Annotated in this window: 21 protein-coding genes and 2 other annotated features; of the genes, 17 read left to right on the forward strand and 4 right to left on the reverse strand. The window is 42.0% G+C overall.

The window, feature by feature from the left end; translation table 11 throughout:
- The first annotated feature begins 223 nt into the window (after window positions 1–223).
- Window positions 224–565: a DMT family transporter gene (locus J9537_RS15005; RefSeq protein ID WP_010743559.1), complete on the forward strand. Its 342-nt coding sequence runs from the start codon at window positions 224–226 to the stop codon at window positions 563–565.
- A 476-nt stretch (window positions 566–1,041) separates the two neighbouring features.
- Window positions 1,042–3,012 (forward strand): glucosaminidase domain-containing protein, encoded by a 1,971-nt coding sequence (locus J9537_RS15010; RefSeq protein ID WP_218257599.1) that lies wholly within the window; start codon window positions 1,042–1,044, stop codon window positions 3,010–3,012.
- Window positions 3,013–3,155: 143 nt separating this feature from the next.
- On the opposite strand, the gene J9537_RS15015 is transcribed toward J9537_RS15010, so the two are convergent.
- Window positions 3,156–4,457: an ISL3 family transposase gene (locus J9537_RS15015; protein WP_002302440.1), complete on the reverse strand. Its 1,302-nt coding sequence runs from the start codon at window positions 4,455–4,457 to the stop codon at window positions 3,156–3,158.
- A gap of 149 nt (window positions 4,458–4,606) precedes the next feature.
- Window positions 4,607–5,938, reverse strand: a complete 1,332-nt coding sequence (locus tag J9537_RS15020; RefSeq protein WP_016250130.1) for an ISL3 family transposase — start codon at window positions 5,936–5,938, stop codon at window positions 4,607–4,609.
- Between the two features lie 345 nt (window positions 5,939–6,283).
- Between J9537_RS15020 and J9537_RS15025 the strand changes: the two genes are divergently transcribed.
- From J9537_RS15025 to J9537_RS15050, 6 genes are all read left to right on the forward strand, one after another.
- Window positions 6,284–6,862: a TetR/AcrR family transcriptional regulator gene (locus J9537_RS15025; protein WP_218257600.1), complete on the forward strand. Its 579-nt coding sequence runs from the start codon at window positions 6,284–6,286 to the stop codon at window positions 6,860–6,862.
- Between the two features lie 142 nt (window positions 6,863–7,004).
- Complete coding sequence (locus J9537_RS15030) at window positions 7,005–8,345, forward strand: aldehyde dehydrogenase family protein (RefSeq protein WP_218257601.1); 1,341 nt, start codon at window positions 7,005–7,007, stop codon at window positions 8,343–8,345.
- A 9-nt stretch (window positions 8,346–8,354) separates the two neighbouring features.
- Entirely contained in the window at window positions 8,355–9,245 is an 891-nt protein-coding gene (locus J9537_RS15035; protein WP_218257602.1) for a phosphate acyltransferase, read from the forward strand.
- 6 nt (window positions 9,246–9,251) lie between these two features.
- The gene (gene buk / locus J9537_RS15040) at window positions 9,252–10,322 is read left to right on the forward strand and encodes a butyrate kinase (protein ID WP_218257603.1); all 1,071 of its coding nucleotides are present in this window, start codon (window positions 9,252–9,254) and stop codon (window positions 10,320–10,322) included.
- Window positions 10,323–10,367: 45 nt separating this feature from the next.
- The gene (locus J9537_RS15045) at window positions 10,368–11,486 is read left to right on the forward strand and encodes an NAD(P)-dependent alcohol dehydrogenase (RefSeq protein WP_218257604.1); all 1,119 of its coding nucleotides are present in this window, start codon (window positions 10,368–10,370) and stop codon (window positions 11,484–11,486) included.
- Between the two features lie 14 nt (window positions 11,487–11,500).
- Window positions 11,501–12,175, forward strand: a complete 675-nt coding sequence (locus J9537_RS15050; RefSeq protein ID WP_218257605.1) for a hypothetical protein — start codon at window positions 11,501–11,503, stop codon at window positions 12,173–12,175.
- Between the two features lie 39 nt (window positions 12,176–12,214).
- Here J9537_RS15050 and J9537_RS15055 read toward each other — a convergent pair whose 3' ends face one another.
- On the reverse strand, window positions 12,215–12,661 hold the full coding sequence (locus tag J9537_RS15055; protein WP_218257606.1) for an OsmC family protein: 447 nt from the start codon (window positions 12,659–12,661) through the stop codon (window positions 12,215–12,217).
- 231 nt (window positions 12,662–12,892) lie between these two features.
- Here J9537_RS15055 and J9537_RS15060 point away from each other — a divergent pair, with 231 nt between their 5' ends.
- Both J9537_RS15060 and J9537_RS15065 read left to right on the forward strand, forming a co-directional pair.
- Window positions 12,893–13,690 carry a formate/nitrite transporter family protein gene (locus J9537_RS15060; protein ID WP_218257673.1) on the forward strand — a complete coding sequence of 266 codons (798 nt, stop codon included), beginning with the start codon at window positions 12,893–12,895 and terminating at the stop codon, window positions 13,688–13,690.
- A gap of 321 nt (window positions 13,691–14,011) precedes the next feature.
- Complete coding sequence (locus tag J9537_RS15065) at window positions 14,012–14,725, forward strand: nitroreductase family protein (RefSeq protein ID WP_218257607.1); 714 nt, start codon at window positions 14,012–14,014, stop codon at window positions 14,723–14,725.
- A gap of 36 nt (window positions 14,726–14,761) precedes the next feature.
- On the opposite strand, the gene J9537_RS15070 is transcribed toward J9537_RS15065, so the two are convergent.
- Entirely contained in the window at window positions 14,762–15,721 is a 960-nt protein-coding gene (locus J9537_RS15070) for a YncE family protein (RefSeq protein WP_218257608.1), read from the reverse strand.
- Window positions 15,722–15,849: 128 nt separating this feature from the next.
- Window positions 15,850–16,079, forward strand: a binding site (T-box leader).
- A gap of 66 nt (window positions 16,080–16,145) precedes the next feature.
- Window positions 16,146–16,371: a binding site (T-box leader), on the forward strand.
- A gap of 69 nt (window positions 16,372–16,440) precedes the next feature.
- On the opposite strand from J9537_RS15070, the gene trpE reads away from it, so the two are divergent.
- The 7 genes from trpE (at window position 16,441) to trpA (ending at window position 23,191) form a co-directional block, all read left to right on the forward strand.
- Window positions 16,441–17,790 carry an anthranilate synthase component I gene (trpE, locus tag J9537_RS15075; RefSeq protein WP_218257674.1) on the forward strand — a complete coding sequence of 450 codons (1,350 nt, stop codon included), beginning with the start codon at window positions 16,441–16,443 and terminating at the stop codon, window positions 17,788–17,790.
- A complete protein-coding gene (locus J9537_RS15080; RefSeq protein ID WP_218257609.1) occupies window positions 17,787–18,317 on the forward strand; it encodes an anthranilate synthase component II in 531 nt (176 codons plus the stop codon). The genes trpE and J9537_RS15080 overlap by 4 nt, the downstream gene beginning before the upstream one ends.
- Entirely contained in the window at window positions 18,318–19,331 is a 1,014-nt protein-coding gene (trpD, locus tag J9537_RS15085; protein ID WP_218257610.1) for an anthranilate phosphoribosyltransferase, read from the forward strand.
- The gene (trpC, locus tag J9537_RS15090) at window positions 19,332–20,090 is read left to right on the forward strand and encodes an indole-3-glycerol phosphate synthase TrpC (protein WP_218257611.1); all 759 of its coding nucleotides are present in this window, start codon (window positions 19,332–19,334) and stop codon (window positions 20,088–20,090) included.
- On the forward strand, window positions 20,087–20,695 hold the full coding sequence (locus J9537_RS15095; protein ID WP_218257612.1) for a phosphoribosylanthranilate isomerase: 609 nt from the start codon (window positions 20,087–20,089) through the stop codon (window positions 20,693–20,695). The genes trpC and J9537_RS15095 overlap by 4 nt, the downstream gene beginning before the upstream one ends.
- A 550-nt stretch (window positions 20,696–21,245) precedes the next feature.
- Window positions 21,246–22,439 (forward strand): tryptophan synthase subunit beta, encoded by a 1,194-nt coding sequence (gene trpB, locus J9537_RS15100; RefSeq protein ID WP_218257613.1) that lies wholly within the window; start codon window positions 21,246–21,248, stop codon window positions 22,437–22,439.
- Window positions 22,436–23,191: a tryptophan synthase subunit alpha gene (trpA, locus tag J9537_RS15105; protein WP_218257614.1), complete on the forward strand. Its 756-nt coding sequence runs from the start codon at window positions 22,436–22,438 to the stop codon at window positions 23,189–23,191. The genes trpB and trpA overlap by 4 nt, the downstream gene beginning before the upstream one ends.
- The last annotated feature ends 37 nt before the right edge of the window (window positions 23,192–23,228 follow it).

Consider the following 23,228-nt stretch of genomic DNA (forward strand, 5'->3'; position numbering starts at 1 on the left):
CCTTATCAATCAATTAATAATAGTATAACTGAAAATCCGGACAATAAGAAGCCAAATCCACTCACAGAAAATAAGGGTAAACTTTAAATAATTGAGGTTTACCATAAAGTTTAAGTTCTTTTTTGAAGAATTTTAATAGAAAATTTGCAGATATCTCAGCTATTTAAAATGAAAGCACTTTATAATAATAGATGTAAAGGGATTCAACAATGGAGGAATGATCATGGAAAATCAAGTAGATATAACACTATGGAAGATTCAAACGAGTAATGTCGTCACTGCCTTGGAAGATTTTATCGAAGACTGGAAAGTATCTCATAATAGCGATTTAGATGAGTACCTCCGTAGTTATCCGGGATATTTCAAAAGTGATGAGCCGACACGTGAAGCGATTCGTCTTGTGTTAGGCTACGCAAAAGAGTTAATGGATGGTGAACGTGATAGCGTTGGTTTTTATGAAAATAAAATCTGGCGTACTGAAAACGGTGAGAGTGTTCGTATGACTCACTTCCATGAACGCTCAATCTCGAAATTGATGCAAAAAATTGTAAAAGAAAAGGTTTAAAAGTCAGGTGTACCTAAACACTTCATTGTTTTGTTTGGGTTCACCTGACTTTGTTATAAGACATCCTACGTAAAAAATCTTGAAGGAGCAGATTCTTACTGCTCCTTCAAGATTTTTTTATTTTTTTACGTATGTTTTATTTATAAAAATATTTATTATGGTGAATTTAATCATTTCATTTATCTAATATTATATTAAATAAATTGATTCTTAGGGTTAACCAGGAAGGAAATGTATCAAATGTTATTTTTTCTTCTAGTGTTCATTTTAATAATAATTGTTGATTTATCAGTACTTGGATTGACTGAAAAAGATGCAAAAGAGGTGAATTCGATTTTTCTATTTAATAATTTTGAAGATTTTATGAACAATGGTCGACTCTTTAGACATACTTTTAAATTAATGATATTATAGTAAGTAATTAAGGAAAATAATTATATATAGAAATATATTTAAATTAGAAATGAGGTATAGATGTGAAGTACAATAAGATTGTAAGTTTATTAGCGCTGGGAACGTTATTCGGCCCGACTCTTTTATCTTCACAACAAGCTTTTGCTGAAGAAAGTGGAACAGTTGCCAGCAATTCTGCTACGACTTCATCTACACAGCAATCAACTGAAACTACAAATCCGGGAAGTACAGAAGACACTGGGAATTCTGAAACGCCAATTCCTGATCCAGAACCAGCGACACCACATAATTTATTGGCAAATGGTGCACCTATCGCTAATAATAGCTTTAGTGATGCAAATGGCGCTCAAATTTCCTTCCAATATACATCAGATAATGGATTAGTGGAAAATACAGCTGTTCATTATACAGTGACAGTGCCTGAGAATGTAAAAATAAAAGAAGTTAAGGTTATCAATGCAACAACACAAGCATTGATCCACTCAAGTGCAGAAGTAAACGGTGTGTTTACGATGCCAGATGCCGATGTATCGATTCAACTGGAGACTGTAAAAGAAGAAAAACCAGCACCAACGCCAACACCAAAACCAGAGGAAAAACCTAGCGGGAACACAAGCGGTAACAGCAATAATCAAAATAATAATAGTAATAAAGATAAACCCGCAACGAATTCAAACAATCAATCAACGCAAAATCCAACGGTGAATACACCTTCAGCGAATCAGGAGCAGCCGGCAGCGGCTCGTCAGCCTGGACCAGAGGATGCGGCAGCAGCAGATATTCGTGTACCATCCAATCAAACGGCACCAACATTTAGTAATGAAGTACAAACAGCGATTGTTCAGGAAGCCTATCGTCATCTTGGCAAACCGTATGTTTGGGGAGCGAAAGGGCCAAATGCCTTTGACTGTTCTGGTTTAGCTTATGTTGTTTACGCCAATGCGACCGGCCATAATATTGGCGGCTGGACAGGTGATCAGCAATATGCCGGCACACAAATTCCAGTTAGTGAAGCACAGCCTGGGGATTTATTGTTCTGGGGAGCACCTACTAGTGTAACGACACACGTAGCGATCTACATCGGCAACGGCCAATACATTCATGCTCCGCAACCTGGCGATGTTGTGAAGATTGGCAGCATTAGCGCCTTCACACCGACATTTGCGGTTCGAGTAAATATCTCAGGTTTGCCAAAAGCAACAGGTTCCTTGTCAAATGCTTTCGGCGAATACAGTACGAATCAGCCGTTTATTTTTAACAAAAACCAAACGACCGATCAATTCATTAAGAAAATCGGAGAAATTTCTCGAGAAATCGGACAGAAAAATGGTATTTATTCTTCAGTAATGATCGCACAAGCGATTTTAGAAAGCGGCTCTGGAAATAGTTCATTAGCCAGTGAACCAAACTATAACTTATTTGGGATCAAGGGCAAGTATAAGGATCAAGGTGTGACTTTCCAAACGCTTGAGCAGGACAATGTGGGCGCAAGCTTCCAAATTACTTCTGAGTTTAGAAAGTATCCTTCTTATAAAGAGTCTTTAGAAGATTATGCGAAATTGATCAAAAAAGGCATTTCAGGGAATGAAGATTTCTACAAAGCAACTTGGAAGGATCAAACAGAGTCCTATAAGGATGCAACAGAGCATCTTCAAGGACGCTATGCGACAGATAAACAATACGCTGAAAAATTGAATGCGATTATCAAAGCCTATGATTTAACCGAGTTTGATCATGCGAAGGAAACGAAAGAAAAAACTACGGGACCTAAGATCGAAGCAACAAAAACAACCGTGGATGTCAATGACGAAATTCAATCAAAATTGATTGCTAGCATTGTCAATAGTCCTCGTATTCCGCAAGTGATGTCAACGAAGCATTTTGTCAATCTTTTCCGCAGTGAAAGTTTGATTGCTTTAGCAGCAACGGCATTACCAGCTAAAAAGACGTTAAACGAAGCATTACCAACAACCGCTTCAATCTATGTTTCTTTAAGTAATGGATTGCTAGCGATCATTCCACCGATTAATTAGAATTTAAACATCAAAAGCTGTTAAGTGAAAACGGCTCTTCGTCAATGAGTGTTGGTGAAGAAATTCAATAGAATAATGGCTCTTTGTCAAATAGGACTGATAGAGTGAGATAAGAACATCTAAGGTAGAATTCCTTTTCTACTTTAGATGTTTTTTGATTCATAGGTAATCAGATTATTTAGTAAGAAAATTCTGGTCTTCATTTTCCGAAAGCTTCGAAAGCCATAAGCGACTCGTTTCAATGCTTTGATGTGGGTATGCAGATTTTCTATTTTGGCATTTGAATAAGGCAATTCGAGGGCTAAACGAATGCCGGATTCATAGTTTATAAAAGCTTTTTTTATAGAATGCAGTTCTTTTGGAACGGAATTGGGCATCGTTCTTACAAGTTTAAAGAAAGTGTCCGCCTCTTTGTCGTGAAACGCTTGAAGAATTTCTTGATAGTAAAAATAGGCGATTCGTAATTCGTCAGAGATCGAAAGCAGACGATCCACCACTTCACTTTCGGTGAGATACGCCCAACCAAAATTGCGCCATTTGGTCCATTTGTCATAAACAAGCTTGTCCTGTCGTTTGATCAGAAGCCGAGACAACGCCTTTAATTGTCGATAATATTTGGCTTGTGTTGGATCGTTTCGATCAAAGCTTTTCATGATTCGTACGCGAATATCCTCAAATTTACGAATGAGATGTTTGACAATGTGAAAACGATCCACAACGAGTTTTGCCTTTGGAAAACATTCCTTTATCAGAGAGGCATAAGAAACATTCATGTCCGTCACGATGACCTTTACCTTCAATCGTGCGCGTCGTTCAAATTGCATAAAATAAGAAACGAGAGCCTTTTTCTTCCGTGAAGGAAGAATATCCAGTAATTTTCCAGTATCGCCATCCATACAAGAAAAGGAGTAGGGACCGACTTGATTTTTCAGTGAACGAAATTCATCCATTAATAAACAACGCGGTAACCAATTTCTTTTTACTTTTGTCATGGGGATCAGAGAAGCGAGTGTCCGAGAAACGGTCGACCAAGAAACTCCGCAATGCTTAGCGATTGTCGTCATTGCTTGTTTTTCCGTTAGCTCTTCTAAAATTTTATAGCGCACTTGTTTAGCGATAAAGCAGTTTCTATCGACAATGTAGGTATTCGCCGTAAAATAGGTGTGGCAGCCACGACAGTGGTAGCGTTGTTTCGCTAAAGCAAGATAAGTCAGTTGGTTCGCACATTTATTAAGTTGAATGAGCGATTTTTTCTTTCCGTTCTTAACGATCATGCCTTCATGATTCATCTGTTTACACAAAGGACAGCGACGAATTTCTTTACTTAACGTCGCAGAAACAACAAGACTCTTGATATTCTTAATGCTCTTCGATTCCACATTTGTGATGAAAATGTTTTTATCTTTGATTCCAAGTAGTAGTTTGATATGATGAAGATCAGGCATACAGAACGCTCCTTTGCTTGTGTTGTGGTGATTCAATTCTAACGGAGCTTCTGTATGTTTTGTTTTTTCATGCTCAAAAAGGACCGATAGAATGATTTTCTATCAGTCCTAGAAATTATAGAGCCAGAATAATCAAGTCATTCACACGGCTAGGCAGCTCTTCTGTCTAGCCGTGTTGTCGTTCTGGTCTTGTTCATTTGGGTGGTTTTCTTGAAATACTTTCCGCGATACAAAAAGATTCGTTCTCGGTAGTTTTGGAAGTTTCTAAAGCCATAGGCCATTCGTTTTAGTACTTTGATATGGTTGTTCAAACATTCCAGTGGCCCGTTGGAATAGGGAACCCGCAACGCGCGTTTGATTTCTGTTTGGTACTTTTTGAAGGTCGTAATCACTGGTTGGTAGTGTTCTGGTAACTCTTTGTAATTTTCCTTTAAAAGCTTCGTGAAATCAGGAACATCTCGTCTTCTGATAGCGGACAGAAAGTGCTGATAGACTTCGTAGCCTTGCTTTAAGGAGTCATCGTAAGACAACAGGCGATCGACGATTTCTGCTTCCGTTAGATGTGCCCGAAAAGAAGGTCGCCAGTAGCGGTGTCTCCCCTTCAATTCCCACGCATTCTTTTGAAGCAGTTTCCAGTATTTCTTTAAGTGTTTTGAACGAGTATCGCCTTTTTTAAAGGATTTCATTACTTGAATTCGGTGGTTGGTAAAGGCTCGACCAATGTGTTGGCTGATATGAAAGCGATCGGCGACGATTCGGGCATTCGGAAAACAATCTTTCACCAATGTACGATAGGGTGTATAGAAATCTGAAACCACTAGACGTACTTGTTCCCGTACCTTTCTGGGATAACGCAAGAAATAGTCGCGTAAAGGATCGAGTTGACGATTTTCCACAATGTCGATCAGTTGATGGGTTTTGCCATCCATCATGACAAAGCTCATAGCACCCGAGACATTTTTCACTGATTTGAATTCATCAAAACACAACACTTCTGGCAGTGGCTGGTTCAAAGAAATGGTTTTAGGCCGAAGGCTGCGAAGGATCCGAATAACCGTTGTTGGAGAAACGTGTTTCATGCGTGCAATCAAGGACATAGAAAGAGGCTCACTTAATAGTTCGAGAACGGCTTGTTTGACTCTGCGGGCAATGGAGCAGTGACGATCACTAATCGAATCTTCGGCTAAAAAAGTTTTTCCACAGTGTTTACACTTAAAGCGTTGCTTGTTTATCCGCAGAATCGTCTTGTAGTTACTGACGTCATTTAATAGGATAGAGACTTTCTTCCAGCCCCATTTAATGATCGTTTGATCATTTTCATAGCGGCAATGAAAGCATTCCTCTGGTCGATAGGTTAATGTGCCATCAAAAACAAAACAGGTCTCGTCATTGATTCGCTCTTTGCGAAAGGCATTCTCATGAAAGGTAAGATTTAGGTCTAGAATATCTAGTAACTCTTTGGTAAACTCTGAATAGGACATCTTGAAACACTCCTTTGAATGGTTTTCGTCGACTTTATTCTAAAGGATTTCAAGGTGTCTGTTTGCGTTTATTAGAAAAAAAGAAAAAGTGTTGGCAACAGAAGGTGTCACCAACACTAGATATTATAGAGCCGTGAAAACTTGACAGCTTTTTTTCTTTAAAAATAGTAGAATTTGTGTGAAAATGAAATCGTATTCTTTTGTTCAGCACTAATAAATCTGTAAAAAGGAAAAGAATTATTTCACAAGCAGACAAATTTTGTGAATTTGTACTAGAAATTTAAAAAACTGCAAAATGAGTAGCTACACTGCTTATTTTGTTTTTTTATGACGGGAGAGATGACAATGAAGAAAAAGCAAGACAGCTTAATAACGAAACAGCGTTTGTTGGAAACCGCTTTTCAAAACTTCTATGAGGTTGGTTTTGAGAACACTTCTTTGGACAAAATATCAAGGGATGCCAATGTTAGTCGCGGGGCGGCGTATTGGCATTTTAAAAATAAATCGGAAATCTTTGGCGAAGTCGTTCGTATGACGATCGAAAAAATTAAAGCTGAAAAACGAAAAATTATGCAGGATGAACATTTATCCTTTAAGGAGAAGGTCATACAGATACTCGTTGTACCGTCACAAAATCAAGAAGGCTTCAAATTTATGCAGCAATCATTAAAAACGTTAGAGGTGTATCCAGAGTTTGCGGAGCTCTTAGAAACGTTTCGGGAGACGCGTGGTCGACTGTATGAATTTTTCTTAGAGGGGTTGAAAAGGGAAGGACTAGAGGAGAAGGACGCGGCAGCTGTCTCCAGTATGCTTTATAATTATTTTGAAGGCATGTATGGCTCTGGTACCCCAGAGGAAGTGACAAAAAATTACACCACCGAGGCAATCAGTCGAAGTATTTCGATTATTTTTACAAACCATTAAAAAAAAGAAGAACTTGTTTGCAGCAACGTTTTGCGAACAAGTTCTTTTTTTCACGTAATTGACAGCGCTTTCATTAGTTAGGTATATTGAGGTTGCAAGCTACATACACCGATGTATGTAAAAATGAAAGGGGCTTGAGAAAATGACAATTGAACAAATGGTAGAACGGGCACGTGTCGCAATGGAGGAAATCAGTGGCTATGATCAGGCGCAAGTGGATAAGATGCTTTACACAATTTCAAAAGCAGTTTTTGAGCAGGCCGAGCCATTAGCGAAATTGGCGATTGAAGAAACTCGTTTGGGACGTTTGGATCACAAAATTGGAAAGAATCAAGGAATGGCAACCAACATTTTTGCGAGCTTAAAGGATAAGAAGTCTGTTGGTGTTCTTAGAGAAATTCCGGAAGAAGGGCTGGTTGAAATCGCTCATCCAAGAGGGGTCATCGGCTCTGTTACGCCAACGACCAACCCAACCATCACACCACTAGGCAATGGTCTAATGGCATTGAAGGGAAGAAATGCCATGATCGTTTCACCGCACCCTCGATCGAAAAAAACAACGAAGGAAACGATCGAATTAATGCGAGAAGCTCTTGTCAGTGTCGGTGCGCCACGAGATTTGTTACAGGTGATTGAAGAGCCTAGCATTGAATTGTCTCAGGAATTAATGAAAACGGTCGATTTGATCGTAGCTACCGGTGGACCAGGGCTAGTGAAATCCGCTTATTCCAGTGGTCATCCCGCCTATGGTGTCGGCCCAGGGAACGTACAGGCGATTTTAGACCGTGATTTTGATGTGGAGGATGCAGCAGAACTATCTGTAATTGGGCGTTCCTTCGACAATGGGATCGTATGTGCTTGTCAGCAAAGTCTATTTTATCCAGCAGAAAAAGAAGTAGAGGTCCTTGAATACTTGAAAGATAAGCAGGCGGCGGTAATCACGAATAAGGCGGATTTAGCAAAATTACGGGAGACACTTTTCGTTGACGGAAAGGCCAATCCAGCGATGATTGGACAAGATCCAAAAGTGATCGCTGATGCAGCGGGCGTTGAGATTCCAGCAGATAGTCAAATTATCGCTGTAAGAGTTGAAGCAGTCGGTAAGGAAGAGCTATTTTGTAAGGAAAAAATGGCTCCGGTCTTAGCATTAAAGAGCTATGACAAATTTGAAGAAGCGGTCGCTTTTGCGCGGGAAAATCTTTTGTTAGAAGGCGCAGGACATTCGGCGGGCCTATTCAGTCATACGAAAGAACATCAAATTTATGCCGGAGAAGTGCTGCCGGTTAGTCGTCTAGTGGTGAACCAACCAACCATTGACGCCGGAGGCTCGCCAGCAAATGGATTAAGCCCAACGGTCTCATTAGGTTGCGGTTCTTGGGGAAACAATATTATTTCTGAAAACTTGAACTATACTCATTTAATCAATATTTCTCGCATTGCTTCACCTATTCCGCCAAAGCATGATGACAATCCTTGGGACTAGGTGGAAAGTATGAAAAAATTTGATGACCTATTAACAAATTTTTCTAGTGAACAAAAAATTCGTATCGGCGTGGTTTGTGCGAATGATGAGGTTTCTATTCAGTCTGTGTTTAACGCTAAGGTGAAAGAGCATTTGGAGCCGATTTTGATTGGGGATAAAGAGAAAATAAATGAACTACTGTTGAAATTTGGTTATTCTGCACAGGTTGTTTCAGGTAAAACGGAAGAAGAATGTGCGGCAATCGGCGTGGACATGGTTCAAAAAAGAGAAATCGATTTTTTGATGAAGGGTCACATTCAAACACGTACCTTCTTAAAAGCGGTAGTAGATCGTGAAAAGGGCATCGCCACTAGTGGTCTACTGAGCCATGTGGCGCTAAATGAAATTCCTGCCTATCATAAGCTTCTCCTGACGACAGACGGCGGAATGGTAACGGCGCCAAGTAAAGGGGACAAGAAAATTCTAATTCAGCATGCCATCGAAGTCATGAATAAAATCGGCGTCGAAAAACCGAAAATTGGATTGTTGGCAGCAGCCGAAAAGGTCAACCCGAAAATTGCCTCGAGTGTAGAAGCAGAGGAACTCATGCAGGAAATTCAAACAGAAAACCCAGAAAGCTGCTGGATCGATGGGCCAATCTCTTTAGATCTGTCCCTAAGTAAAAAAGTCGCGGAAATCAAGCATTATGACAGTCCCGTCGCGGGTGATGCGGACATCGTGGTAGGTCCAGATATCACGACAATGAATGTCTTAGGCAAAAGTCTCACCATTTTAGCGGGAGCGAAGATGGTCGGCTTGATCATGGGGGCAAGTGTCCCAATCGTAATGGTTTCTCGCGGTTCGACTGAAGAAGAAAAAGTATTTTCGATCGTAGTCGCTATGTATTGCAGCAAGAGGTGATCGTAGATGAAAATTTTAGCCATTAACCCCGGCTCCACCTCCACGAAAGTCTCCTATTATGTGGATGGAGAGATTATTAAAGAGCAGGGAATTTCTCATTCAACCGAAGAGTTGCGCCAGTTTCAAAATGTTGTGGATCAGTTGGAATTTCGTCGAGACATTCTATTAGCTTTTATGGAAAAGGAAGGAATTGATCCTAAAGAACTAGATGCTGTAGCTGGGCGGGGAGGAAGTTTGCCGCCAGTGACCTCTGGCGCTTATGAAGTCAATGATGAGATGATTCATTACTTAAAGGATGTCACTCAAATTGAACATCCGTCTAATTTGGGGGCGATGTTAGCCAAGGAAATCAAAGAACAAGGCAGTGAAAAGACCATTGCTCTGATTTATGATCCTGTCTCGGTGGATGAATTTGAAGCAGTTGCTCGTATCTCAGGGTTGAAGGGAATCGAACGCAAAAGTATCGGACATGCGCTAAATATGCGAGCGGTGGCAATGAAGGTTGCACGTGAAGAAGGACTCGATTATAAGAAAGCGACACTGATCGTCGCACATTTGGGTGGGGGCAATACCATCAGTATTCATCATAACGGCAAAATGATTGATTTGATTTCTGATGATGAGGGACCATTCTCAACTGAGCGAACAGGCGGGCTGCCATTAAAATACTTGATGCCGCTATGTTATGAGCACACCTTGAAGGAAATGCTGCGGCTGTATAAACGCGAAGGCGGCTTGAAGTCTTATGCTGGGACCAGTGACGCCAGAGAAATCGAAAAACGTGTTCTAGCAGGCGATAAAGAGTTGAAGGTTGTGTACGACGGCTATATTTATCAAATCGCAAAGGGCATCGGCAGCCTCGCGACTGTGACCAATGGAGCAGTAGATCGTATCGCCTTAACAGGCGGTGTGGCCTATTCAGAAATGGTCGTTTCTGAATTGAAAAAAAGAGTTGGTTTTATCGCACCGATCCTCGCCGTTCCGGGAGAACACGAGATGATTGCTTTATCAAAAGGAGCAGAACGAGTAGTCCTAGGGGAAGAAGAACTAAAACAATTTAACCCTCCTGCTTCATAAATCATTGGAAAATAAATTCTTTTAAATCAAGAAAGGGGAAACACAATGAAAATCAAAGCGGCATTAGTAAAGGAAAAAGGAGCACCTTATGAAATCACGGAGCTTGAGTTAGCGGAGGTTGGATCGAAGGATGTATTGGTAAAAATCGTTGCCTCAGGGTTATGTCGTTCAGATTACGGGGAAAGAAACGGCAATAGCATCAATTTTCCGAATGTTTTAGGTCATGAAGGTGCAGGGATCGTTGAAAAAGTGGGAAATGCGGTAACTTCTGTTGTACAGGGAGACCATGTGATTCTCTCCTATGCGTATTGCGGAGAGTGTAAACATTGCGTAGAAGGTCATCCATCTTCCTGCGAAAAATGGTTCACCGTAAACAATCTAGGAAAAAATCCACGGGGAGAATTCATTTTACACACAGAGGATGGCACCGAGGTCAATAATTTCTTCAACCAATCTTCTTTCTCAACTTATAGCCTGACAGAAGAATCAAATGTCGTAAAAGTGGATAAGGACGTAGATTTACGCTTGCTTGGTCCTTTAGGCTGCGGACTTGGAACTGGAAGTGGTGCAGTGTTAAGTGTGCTTCAACCGAAAGTCGGCGAAGGAATCGCTGTCTTTGGTACTGGTGCGGTCGGTTTTTCAGCGGTTATGGCGGCGAAAATCGCTGGCTGCTATCCAATCGTTGCGATCGATATCAATGATCAGCGTTTGGAAAAAGCGAAGGAACTAGGTGCGAGCCATATCTTCAACAGTAAAGAAGAGGACCCTGAGGCCTTCATTAAGGAATTGACTGATGACAGAGGCTTGGATTATGTGATTGATTCAACGGGGGTTGGACCGGTGATGACCAAAGCGTTACATTCTGTTAGTAATTCTGGTACCTTTGTTCCATTGGCAGTGACTCAGAAGAATTTTGAAGTGAATACCTTCTTTGACTTAGTTTTTGGAAATAAAAAAGTCCGTGGGGTATTAATTGGCGACACCATCGCTAAATACCATTTGCCAAATCTAATCGAATTTTATAAACGCGGAGAATTTCCATTTGACCAATTTGTAAAATACTATGATTTTGAAAACATCAATCAGGCAGAAGCGGACTCAATCAGCGGAGATGTCATTAAAGCAGTGGTCGTAATGGATAAGGATTATCAGCCGCCAAAATGATAGGAGAAAGCTAAATGAAGAAAGGGGACATTGTTTGGGGACTTCTGCTAGCAAGTTTATTGTTGCTTTTTGTAATTCCCACCACGAGAGATTCGATTTTAGCAGCAAGTGGAGCCCATCCATATCTTGGCGGCTTCATCCAATTTGCGATCTTAGCTACGATGGGGGATCTGTTTGGCAAACGTATTGCTTCTGGCGACTATCAATTTTCTTCTCAAGTCTTTTTACGAGCCATCGTTTGGGGCATCATCGGCTGTATGGTGACACTGGTTTTTCCTGTATATATGGGGGGCGCTGGTCTTGCTCAAGCTGGAAAACTATTGCCGTTCGCTGGCATTTCTGTCGCTCAAGCCTTTTGCGGCAGCAGTATCATGAATTTGACCTTTGCTCCAGCGATGAATACCTTCCATCGAATCATGGAGTTATGGATTGAAACAGCCGCGGCAAAAGAACCCGTTAGTTTGAAAAAGCTGATCGGTAAAATTGATTGGGTCGCTTTTGTGACCTTCAACTGGTTGAAGGTCGGCATCTGTTTCTGGATTCCTGTTCATACGATTGTCTTTCTCTTACCTGAAAACATTCGGGTGGTAGTTGCCGCCTTTAGCTCGATTGCGTTGGGAATCATCCTTTCCTTCGCTTCGAAAAAGGGCAGTCGTTCAACGGAGGTAACGGGGAAAGAGGTCGTATAACGAATCATGTTTGAAAGAATATCAAAGCCAGCTAATTAGTTAGCTGGCTTTGTCTGGGTTGATATTCAGCTCCATTTCAGGAGCATTCACGATAGTGTCCTTGACTGGACAGGTTTTCTCAATAAAAGCAACCAGATCTTGGATTTCTTCTTCGGTATTATCAGCATCAATATAATAATTGGTGATGATTTTCGAAAAACCAACTTTTACATCTGGTTTGCCTTTCAGTCGATCTGAATCAATCTCACCTAGAATTTCCACTCGCATCGATTTCAATCGGATGTTTTTTGCTTGATAAAAGAACCGCACCACCATCATTTTACAAGCCCCTAGTGAGCAGAGCAGGGCTTCCAGCGGATTCATCGCTTCGTTGGTCCCGCCGACACTCTCTGGTTCGTCAATCATAAATTCGAAGCCGCGAGCCGAGCACTTTAACTGAAGACCGCCTAATGATTCTACCTCTGCCTTTAGCACTTGTTTTGCCATTCAAATCCCTCCCAATCTTTTCTTCAATCATACGATTTTTCCTCATAAAATTAAATAACTTGTGCAATTTTTCTCAATATTTCATTTTTTTCAAAGTTTTCATTGAAAATGTTATGGAAATCTTGTATGATACCTGTACATTATGGCTCAAGCCAAGAAGGAAGGAACTTTATGAAATCGGATTTATTTATGGAAATTGAAGAAACACCTGCGACTGAAAACGAAAAGCATGTGAAAAAACAATCACCTTTGATGTCTCAGCTGGAGTATTCAATTAGTAAAAAAATTGATTTGTTTAATTCGAGTTTGCCTCGTTATGCAGTACGTTCGATGTTAGCTTGTTTATTTTTAGCGCTAGGAACGGCTATTGCTTTTTATATTGCCATTCGCATGCAAGAAGCGATTCCAGGTTTGGAAAAAATGGCGTATGCCTTCATGTTTAGCTGGTCATTGGTAATGATCTTGTTCATGAACGCAGAATTAGGAACATCCAATATGCTATACACTACGATTGGTGTATACAAGAAAAAAATGTCCGTATCATTTGCTCTGAAATTGTTGTTTACTTGTATCTTGTTTAATTTAATCGGTGGTGTTTTATGTGGCTTTCTATTGTCACTAACCGCACCGTTCGGTCATTTAGAGCCAGATAATTATATGTTCACTGGGATCGCGTCGAAGCTGACAAAATCTACTGGACAAATCTTAGTAGAAGGCATGTTTGCCAATATTGTGGTAAATACCGCTGTTTTAGTTAGTCTGCGAATGAAGGATGACGCGGCCAAAGTTATGGCGATCATCTTTATCATCTTTATCTTTGCCTTCTTAGGCTTTGAGCACGTCATTGCGAACTTCCCAGCATTTTCTTTAGCGTATTTCGCCTCTCATGGGACTATTGCTGAGATGACTGCCGGAAATGTAGCGCACAATCTGTTCTTCACGTTGATCGGAAACTTCATCGGCGGGGGATTAGTTATGGGATTAGGCTACGCGTGGTTAAATAATACCGATTCAAAATATGTCGACTAATAAGCGTTAGGGAGAAATCCCTAGCGTTTTTCTTTTGCCAGTCCAACTTTTCGCAGTTTAGTATAATTTGAGCACACAATCAGTTGTTAAGTAAAGATAAAGTAACAAGCGGTTTAGTTGGATGGTATGCGAACGAAAAAGGCTCCCCTGAAACAGAGCTAGCAGCCAGTCCAACTTTTTGTAGGCGACTTTGTTTACTCTTATTAATAAATGTTCTGATTAACAAAATCTCGCCATTCTATTGAACTTGTTCTCTTGCGAATCGACAGAAAGAATCATATAGTTGGATATAAGATAGACTCATTTTAAGGAGGTAGCTGTATGGATCTTTATTCAAGTATATTTACTAGAAAATCTACTCGTAATTTTGCCTCATCACCGTTGTCTGAAGAAAAATTAGATGAAATCAAAGCCTTTATTGAAACCGTTAAACCACTATTACCTGACGCGAAGATCACATATAAACTGGTTGGTCCAGAAGAAGTCAAGGGAATGGGTGTGCCGAAAGCACCGCATTATTTCTTGATATATGGGGAAGAGCAGCCTTTAAGAAATACCTGTGCCGGTTATTTGTTTCAGCATGTTGATCTCTTTCTTTTCGCTCAAGGATTAGCGTCTCGCTGGGTTGGTATGATCAAACCAAAGTATTCTGATCCGAATTTCATTATTGGGATGGCTTTTGGGAAACCAGAGAAGACTGAAAAGAGAACATTAAAGGATTTTGATCGCAAATCGTTGAAGGAAATTTCTGAGGGAAAAGACGAGCGCCTCGAAGCGGCACGTTTGGCGCCTTCAGGTTTGAATGGTCAGCCGTGGTATTTTATCGCAAGAAATGGGGCAATTTTTGTTTATCGCCAGAAAAAAATCAATGGTCTGCCTGGCATGATGTATAAGCTGACAGATCTAGATGTTGGTATCGCCCTTTGTCACTTAGCAGTAGCGACTGAAAAAAGTGGAAAACCCTTTGAATTTCTTATTAGTAAAGGAGCGCCAGCTGCACCAGATGGGGCACTCTTTGTTGGAACTGTGAAGTAAAAAAACTTGCCAATCCTTGTTGAGGTTGGCAAGTTTTTAAGTATCAAGCAATTTTTCTATATCCAACTGGAAAATATCCTTCATGACTAAGGTTGTTTTCTTTCGATAAGCAGAGGCTCCGCTTTCAAAAAGAGCATAGAGCTGATCATCCTCAACATAGATTTGTTCCAAATAGGGTGGCGTATCAATGATTTTAACGGCCTGACTAAGGTCGGAGAAGTCTGTTGTTTGCTGAATATCGAAAATAAAAATTTGTCCCGGCTGCTTGCCCCAGGATTGAGAAAGCAGTAAATACTTTTTATAAAAAGTTACGCCTTGAATCTTCTGAGGGATCGCTAGTGCTCCATAGGGTGACTCGACCAATGTTTTTTTCGTTGGATTTGCTAACGTGCCGTCTTCATCGATTGGATAGCAGACCACTTGACCAAAGGTTTTTAAGGAAAACAGCGCAACGACCAGATACCCATGATCATAGGTAATCGCTGAGGCCCGCGGCAGTTCTTTTATGGCGACTTTCTCTCGATAGGCAATGGGTCCATTAAGCTCGTTATAGTTATCGATGTCTTCTAAATGAATCGTGGCCACAGCTGCATGTTTTCCAGCAGTATTGCTGATCCAGATTTTTTTGTGAATCGGATCGTAGGCAAGGCCGCCAGCATGGGGCAAGTCCGGCAAAGGAATGGTCTTAAGGTGGATTTCCGTCTGTCGATCCAAGACATAGATGACTGAATGGTGGCGATGATCATAGCAATAAGCGGAAATCAGCAGATAGTTTTCCGTTAACGTCATCCCCTGCGGCGTCATTGAGGGGCAATCCACTGATTCGTGATTTTGATTTAGTGTTCGGGCTTTTTTTAAACCAGGAACACGATACGTTTTCTCGGCGGCGGCATCGAAAAATGCTGGAAAAGCTTGCCAAACGTTTTTCCGATTGTAAAAAGAGCCTGTTAAAAAATGGCGCAGCCAGTTCGTTAGCTTAGAAATAATTTTTTTCAATGATTTCGCCTCCAATGTCCTTATTTTAGCAATTAATTTGTTTTAGGCACAGTCAAACGGACTCGAAAAACACTTTTTTAGTCAAAAAGTATTGACAAGTAGAAGCAAAGCGAGTAGTATTCAAAAAAATAAGTGTCTTACAAAAGAGAAGTAACATAAATGAGCCTTTTCAGAGAGCTGATGGTGCTGTGAATCAGTAAGGATTATTATGCGAATGGACTTTTGGACGAAGTTTTGAAACCTAGTAGGAACTTCCGGGAACTCCCGATACAGAGTAAGGTCGTTGTTGGACGACTGAATGAGAAATGCCTTGTTTGGCATACCATTGAGGTGGCACCGTGGATTATCCGCCCTCAAGTCGAGTTTATTTCGACTTGGGGGCTTTTTGTGTTCTCAAAGGGTAGAGTTTTTAGAACCAATTAAAAACAAATCATAAACAAGAGAAGTAGCTAGGAAAGAGAAAATCACAGAAAGTTTCGGTTGATGAGAAGAAACATTTTCTCCCTAGTGAATGGACTTGTTGGAGCGTTCTTGAATCACAGTAGGGAACGACGGGAGCTCCCGTTACAGAGTACGATCGTTGTTGGACGATTAGAGTTGCTGTTTTGTACAGTAAAAAGAGGTGGTACCGTGCTATTTGCGCCCTCAAACCAAAGTTATTTGGTTTGGGGGCTTTTCTGCGTTTTTTGAGAAAATCTGACAAGTAAAGGAGATAAATGATGAAGAAAATAAAAGAGTTATCGGATAAGGATTTGAATCCAGTGACGATTTATTCACGTTTAAAGGGTCAAGGGACCTGTTTATTTGAGCGAAAATCTGACACGCAAGATTATGCCATTATCGCTTTCGATCCCGTCAGGCGTTTAACTTTTCAAAATGGTGAATTCCAAAATGGTGAAGACAGGTATCCCTGTACGGATCCGTTAAAGGAGTTAGAAAAAAATGTTCTGAAGGAGGAACTGGAGCAGTCAGACTTGCTCTTTCAAGGGGGGGCACTAGGCTATGTCGGCTATGATGTGGCAGCTTGCTACGAAACCATTGGAGAGATTCCAAAGGATGAATTAAATGTCCCCGATCTGCAATTTTACCTCTATGAGTCGTATGTGATTTATGACAAGCAGAAAGCTAGCTGCACCTTGGTTGTCGGAAATACTTACAGTGAAGATACGGAAGAGCAATTGGATAGACGAATGGCAGATTTAACGCGCAAGTTAGAAAAGGAAGTTGTTGTCCCAAAGCAGAAAATATCTCCGTTGAAGTTCACAAGTAATTGTTCTCAGCAGGAGTTTGAGGCGACGGTCAGACGGGCGAAGGAAAAAATCATCGAAGGAGATTTGTTTCAAGTGGTTCCCTCGCAACGATTAACGGCCGATTTCCCAGTGGAGCCATTCAGTTACTATTGTCAGTTGCGAGCGTCGAATCCTTCCGCGTATCTATATTTTCTAGATTTTCCAGATGTTCAAGTTATCGGCAGCTCGCCAGAGAGCTTGGTAACCGTCGAAGGAGAACTGGTTACGACAAATCCTATTGCCGGAACGAGAAAACGTGGAGCGACTCAGCAGGAAGATGCAGCACTAGCCGAAGAACTGCAAAATGATCCGAAGGAGGTCGCGGAACATCGCATGTTAGTAGACCTTGGCCGCAACGATTTAGGCAAAGTTGCTGTGCGAGGGAGCGTAACAGTTCCAACTTATTTAACAATCGAACGTTATCGCTTTGTGATGCACCTTGTTTCAGTGGTGACGGGCAAATTAAAACCAGAGCACACGGCGATGGATGCACTAAAGGCGACATTGCCGGCAGGGACCGTCAGCGGTGCACCGAAAATTCGAGCGATGACCCGAATTTATCAATGGGAGACAGTAAAGCGTTCGATCTACGCCGGAGCCATTGGATTTTTAGGGCAAAACGATCAAGCGGATTTCGCCATCGCGATTCGCACGATGGTGATTAAAGATAATCAGGCGCATGTGCAGGCTGGAGCGGGCATTGTATACGATTCAGACCCAACAAGTGAATACTTTGAAACATTGCAAAAAGCGAAAGCACTAATGGAGGTGGGACAATGATTTTACTCGTCGATAATTATGATTCATTTACCTATAATCTGGTCCAGCTGCTGCCGGAAAATCTTAGGATAGTAAGAAACGATGATCCAGAGTTGTTTTCAGTAGCAGAGGAGGCCGAAGCGATTGTTCTTTCACCAGGACCGGGGCGACCAGCAGAGGCGGGAAACATCGAAATGCTGATCCGTCGATTTTATCGCAGGAAGCCGATTTTGGGCATTTGCCTCGGGCATCAAGCGATCGGTGAAGTTTTCGGTGGGAGAATTATCCAAGCGCCGAAGATCATGCATGGGAAACAGTCCAGTCTTGAAGGTGCAAGCGAGCGGCAGGTCATGCGGTATCACTCACTGGTGGTTGATCCAGAGGGACTTCCGCAGGATCTGGAAGTGACTCATGAGACGGAGGGATGCATTATGGCGGTCCGACATAAGCGGTATCCCGTCTTTGGTTTACAATTTCATCCGGAATCCATCGGTACGGAAGACGGTGCCAGCTATCTCAATCAATTTTTACAGAAAGCAGGGATTTAAATGCAGGAATTATTTGAAAAAGTTTATCGTGGCAACGATTTGACAATTACGGAAATGCAGCAGGTAGGCAGGGCAATCTTTGATCAGCAATTAACCGACAGCCAAATCAGCGGTTTACTGGTAGGGCTGAAAGTAAAAGGGGTGGCTGCGGCAGAACTCACTGGGCTAGCGCAGGTGATGCAGGGAAAAGGAACACCGATGTTGGCGGCTCCAACTGGCGTAATGGACAATTGCGGGACTGGCGGCGATCATTCGCAAAGCTTTAATATCAGTACAACCGCAGCCTTTGTTTTAGCGGGTGGCGGAATCCCGATGGCTAAACATGGCAACCGCAGTATCTCTAGTAAATCCGGCAGTGCCGATGTGCTGGAGGCGCTGGGCATTTCATTGACTGTTAGTCCAGGTAAGATTGACTACTTGCTGAAGGAAGCAGGCATCGCCTTTTTGTTCGCACCGACTTTGCATCCGGCGATGGGTGCGGTCATGAACATTCGTAAAGAATTAGCGACACCGACAATTTTTAATTTGTTAGGGCCAATTATTAATCCTTATCCTTTGGATCATCAATTAATGGGAACCTATGCAGGAGATTCATTAGTAGAAACCGCGAAAACACTAGGACAACTAGGCAGAAAACGAGCGATCGTTGTTCATGGCCATGGTGGAATGGATGAGGCGAATTTAGCGGGCACGACGCATTGTGCTTTGTATCAAGATGGTGCTGTGGAAGAATTTACCTTTGATCCAGAAGAGGTTGGCTTCAAAAGAGTGCCGTTAAGCGGAATTGTTGGCGGCTCTGCTGAAAAAAATAAAGAGATTTTATTATCTGTTTTGCAAGGCACCCCATCGGCCTATTATGAGACAGTATTGTTGAATGCTGGTTTAGGATTTTACGCTAGCGGACGAGTAAAAACACTCGCTGATGGGATCGCTGAAGCAGAACAGTCCATTCTTTCCGGCGCAGCCCATGATCGGTTGCAACAATTAATCGAAAAACAACAGGAGGTGGCTTAATTGGACTTTTTAACAACGATTTTGCTCGAAAAAGAACGTGAGGTCGAAAATTTAACAGCGGTACAAGAGGTACCGGCGAAGCAGCGTCCTTCTTTTTATCAAATGGTCAAAGAAAATCCAGAGAAAATGCATGTAATCGGAGAAATCAAGCGCGCCTCACCTTCAAAAGGAGCAATCAATGAAGGGGTGGATATCTTGAAACAGGCACAGGAATACGAAAAAGCAGGTGTTAGTGCGATTTCCGTCCTGACCGATCCAGTTTTCTTTAAGGGAAGAATCAATGATCTGGCGGCAGTTTCTCAAATGGTAGAGGTTCCGCTTTTATGTAAGGATTTCATCATTGATGAACGGCAGCTGGATCGAGCGAAAAAAGCTGGAGCCAGTATTGTTCTTTTGATTGTGGCGGCATTGTCAGCGAAAAGACTAGCCGAGCTGTATCAGGCGGCTGAAGCGCGAGGATTAGAGGTTCTTGTTGAGGTCCATGACGCCGAAGAGTTGACTCAGGCTCAGGCGATTGGCGCAAAAATTATTGGGGTCAATAATCGTAATTTGAAAACCTTCAATGTCTCTCTTCAAACGAGTGTCGCTTTGGCGCAGCCTGAAGGAGAAACAGTCTACATCAGCGAGTCTGGCTTTAAAACAGGCGAGGATGTAGCGAAGGTGAAGGCAAACTTTCACGGTATCCTAGTAGGGGAAACATTAATGCGAGCACAGAGTCCTACAGAGAAGATCTATGAACTGAAGGTGAAACGAGCATGACGCAAATCAAAATCTGCGGGCTGAAAAATTCCTCAGCAATTGAAGCGGCGGTAACAGCTGGGGCAGAGTATCTTGGCTTTGTCTTTGCAGAAAGTCCACGAAGAGTGAGGCCAGAAAAGGTCAGCGAGCTGACTAAGAATTTGCCAAAAGAAATTAAAAAGGTAGGGGTTTTCGTTTCACCGACACGAGAAGAGGTGGAGGAAATTATTGAGACTGCTGGACTGGATCTGATTCAAATTCATGGAAAAACCGAATTAACTGAGCTTTCCCGACCGATCATTCGAGCCTTCAGTATCAAGGATCAGGATTCCTTCTATTTTTACCAATACCCTCATCTTTTACTAGATGCACCACCAGCTAAGCTGATGGGTGGAAATGGGCAAACCTTTGATTGGCATTTGGTTGATCAGCGTCATCTTCCCAAAGAAAAGCTCTGGTTGGCCGGCGGATTGGATTCGGAAAATGTTGGTGAAGCGATCCGCTTTTTCAAGCCACAAGTCGTAGATGTTTCTAGTGGTGTGGAAACCGCTGGTGAAAAGGACTTGGCGAAAATTCAAGCCTTTTGTCAAGCGGTAAAAATAGCCGATGAACAGCAAAGAAAATGATATGAGAACATAAATTTAGCAGAATGATAAACAGAGAGAAAGACAGACTCATTTTTCACAAGAAAAAGGAATACCATATTATGAACGAGGATGTCAGTTCCACTTTTCCAGTATGTATTGCTCGAAATCCAAAAAAGACCAAGAAATAGATAGAGCGAAAAACGTTTAGTGGAATGATATACGGAGAGAAAAACGGACTCATTTTTCATAAGAAAAATGAATCCCAAAATAAGAACGAGGATGTCAGTTCCACTTTTTCCAGTATGTATTGCTCGAAATCTAAAAAAGACCAAGAAATAGATAGAGCGAGAAACGTTTAATGGAATGATATACGGAGAGAAAATCAGACTCATTTTTTACAAGAAAAATGAATACTATATTATGAACGAGGATGTCAGTTCCACTTTTTCCAGTATGTATTGTTCGAAATCCAAAAAGGCCAAGAAATAGATAGAGCGAGAAACGTTTAGTGGAATGATATACGGAGAGAAAATCAGACTCATTTTTCATAAGAAAAATGAATCCCAAAATAAGAACGAGGAGTGATTCCATGTACCAACAACCAAATCAAGCAGGTTTTTACGGGGAATACGGTGGCAAGTTCGTACCCGAAACACTGATGTACGCAGTCCAAGAATTAGAAGAAACTTACGAGGCTTCAAAGGCCGACCCAGAATTTCAAGAAGAGCTGGATTATTATTTAAAACAATACGTAGGGCGGGAAAATCCGCTTTACTTTGCTGAACGCTTAACCAATGACTTAGGCGGCGCCAAAATTTACTTAAAAAGAGAAGACTTGAATCATACAGGAGCACATAAAATCAACAACGCTTTAGGGCAAGTGTTACTGGCGAAGAAGATGGGCAAGCGTAAGGTGGTCGCGGAAACGGGAGCCGGCCAGCATGGAGTCGCCACTGCGACTGCTGCCGCCCTTTTCGGTATGGAATGTACGATTTTTATGGGTGAGGTTGACGTGAAGCGACAAGCCTTGAATGTCTTTCGAATGGAGCTGTTAGGTGCGAAGGTAGAGAGCGTTACATCGGGTAGTAAGACGCTCAAGGATGCAGTGAACGAGGCGCTGCGCTACTGGGTTGCGACAGTAGAAGACACTCATTATGTGATGGGTTCTGTTTTAGGTCCTCATCCTTTTCCTGAGATCGTTCGGGATTATCAAAGTGTGATTGGGATTGAGACTCGTAAGCAAATTTTGGAGGCAGAAGGACGTCTGCCTGATTTGGTGATGGCCTGTGTGGGCGGCGGAAGTAATGCGATGGGCATGTTTTATCCGTTTATTGAAGATGAAGAGGTTCGTTTGATGGGGGTTGAAGCTTCAGGGCATGGACTGGATACCGAGGAACATGCGGCTTCTATTAATAAGGGGAGTATCGGTATTTTGCATGGAGCAAAGATGCACCTTTTACAGGACGATGATGGGCAGGTACTAGAAGCCTTCTCAATCTCGGCTGGCTTGGATTATCCAGGGATCGGACCAGAGCATTCCTTCCTACATGATCTTGGTCGTGCGGAGTATGCCGCAATCAATGATGAGGAAGCCGTCGAAGCCTTTCACTATCTTTCACGATTAGAAGGAATCATTCCAGCGTTAGAGAGTTCTCATGCACTAGCGCAAGTCATGAAGGTTGCACCAACTATGGATAAAGATCAGATTATTGTCATGAACCTTTCTGGTCGGGGCGATAAGGATGTTCAACAAATCAAAGAACGAATGGAGGCAGCAAAATGAAACCATTAACAGAAACATTAAAAAGCAGAGCGGAGACTGAAAAATTATTTGTGCCCTATATCATGGCTGGCGCACAAGGATTGGACAAATTAGAGGAAGAAATCGCGATGCTGGTGGAGCAGGGCGCGGCAGCGATTGAGTTAGGCGTTCCCTTCTCTGATCCGGTCGCTGACGGTCCGACGATTCAAGCGGCCGGATTACGTGCCTTCGCTCAGCAGGTGACACTAAAGAAATTAGTTGAGAAGCTGCAGGAAATTCGTTCGGGAGCACCGTTGATATTAATGGGCTACAGCAATTCCTTTTTCCATTATGGTATCAAGGAGTTGGTGGAGGATTTAGAAGAAACCGATGTTCAAGGCTTTATTATTCCTGACCTGCCTTATGAGCATCGAGAGCTAGTCACACCAGATTTAGGCGACATGGCATTGTTAACCTTGATTTCATTGACAAGTCCAGCAGAACGGATCGAGCAATTAGCCGCTGAAGCGGAAGGGTTCATTTATGCGGTAACGGTTAATGGAATTACCGGAACCGATCAACAGTACAGGACCGATTTAATGGAGCACTTAGCGAAAGTCAAAGCCGTTAGTGATATTCCGGTCTTAGCTGGCTTTGGTATTTCTACCAGTGAACAGGTCAAAAATTTTCAGCAGGTCTGTGATGGGGTCGTCATCGGCTCGAAAATCGTTCGTTCCTTAGAAGAACAAGGGACAGAAAAAACGGGAGAATTGCTGGCGGAAATCTTCCAATAGGATTTCGTTTGGTGTTTCATTTTTTTAGCGTTATACT

This window comes from Enterococcus raffinosus, from assembly GCF_019175485.1.
Classification (GTDB): Bacteria; Bacillota; Bacilli; order Lactobacillales; family Enterococcaceae; genus Enterococcus_A; species Enterococcus_A raffinosus.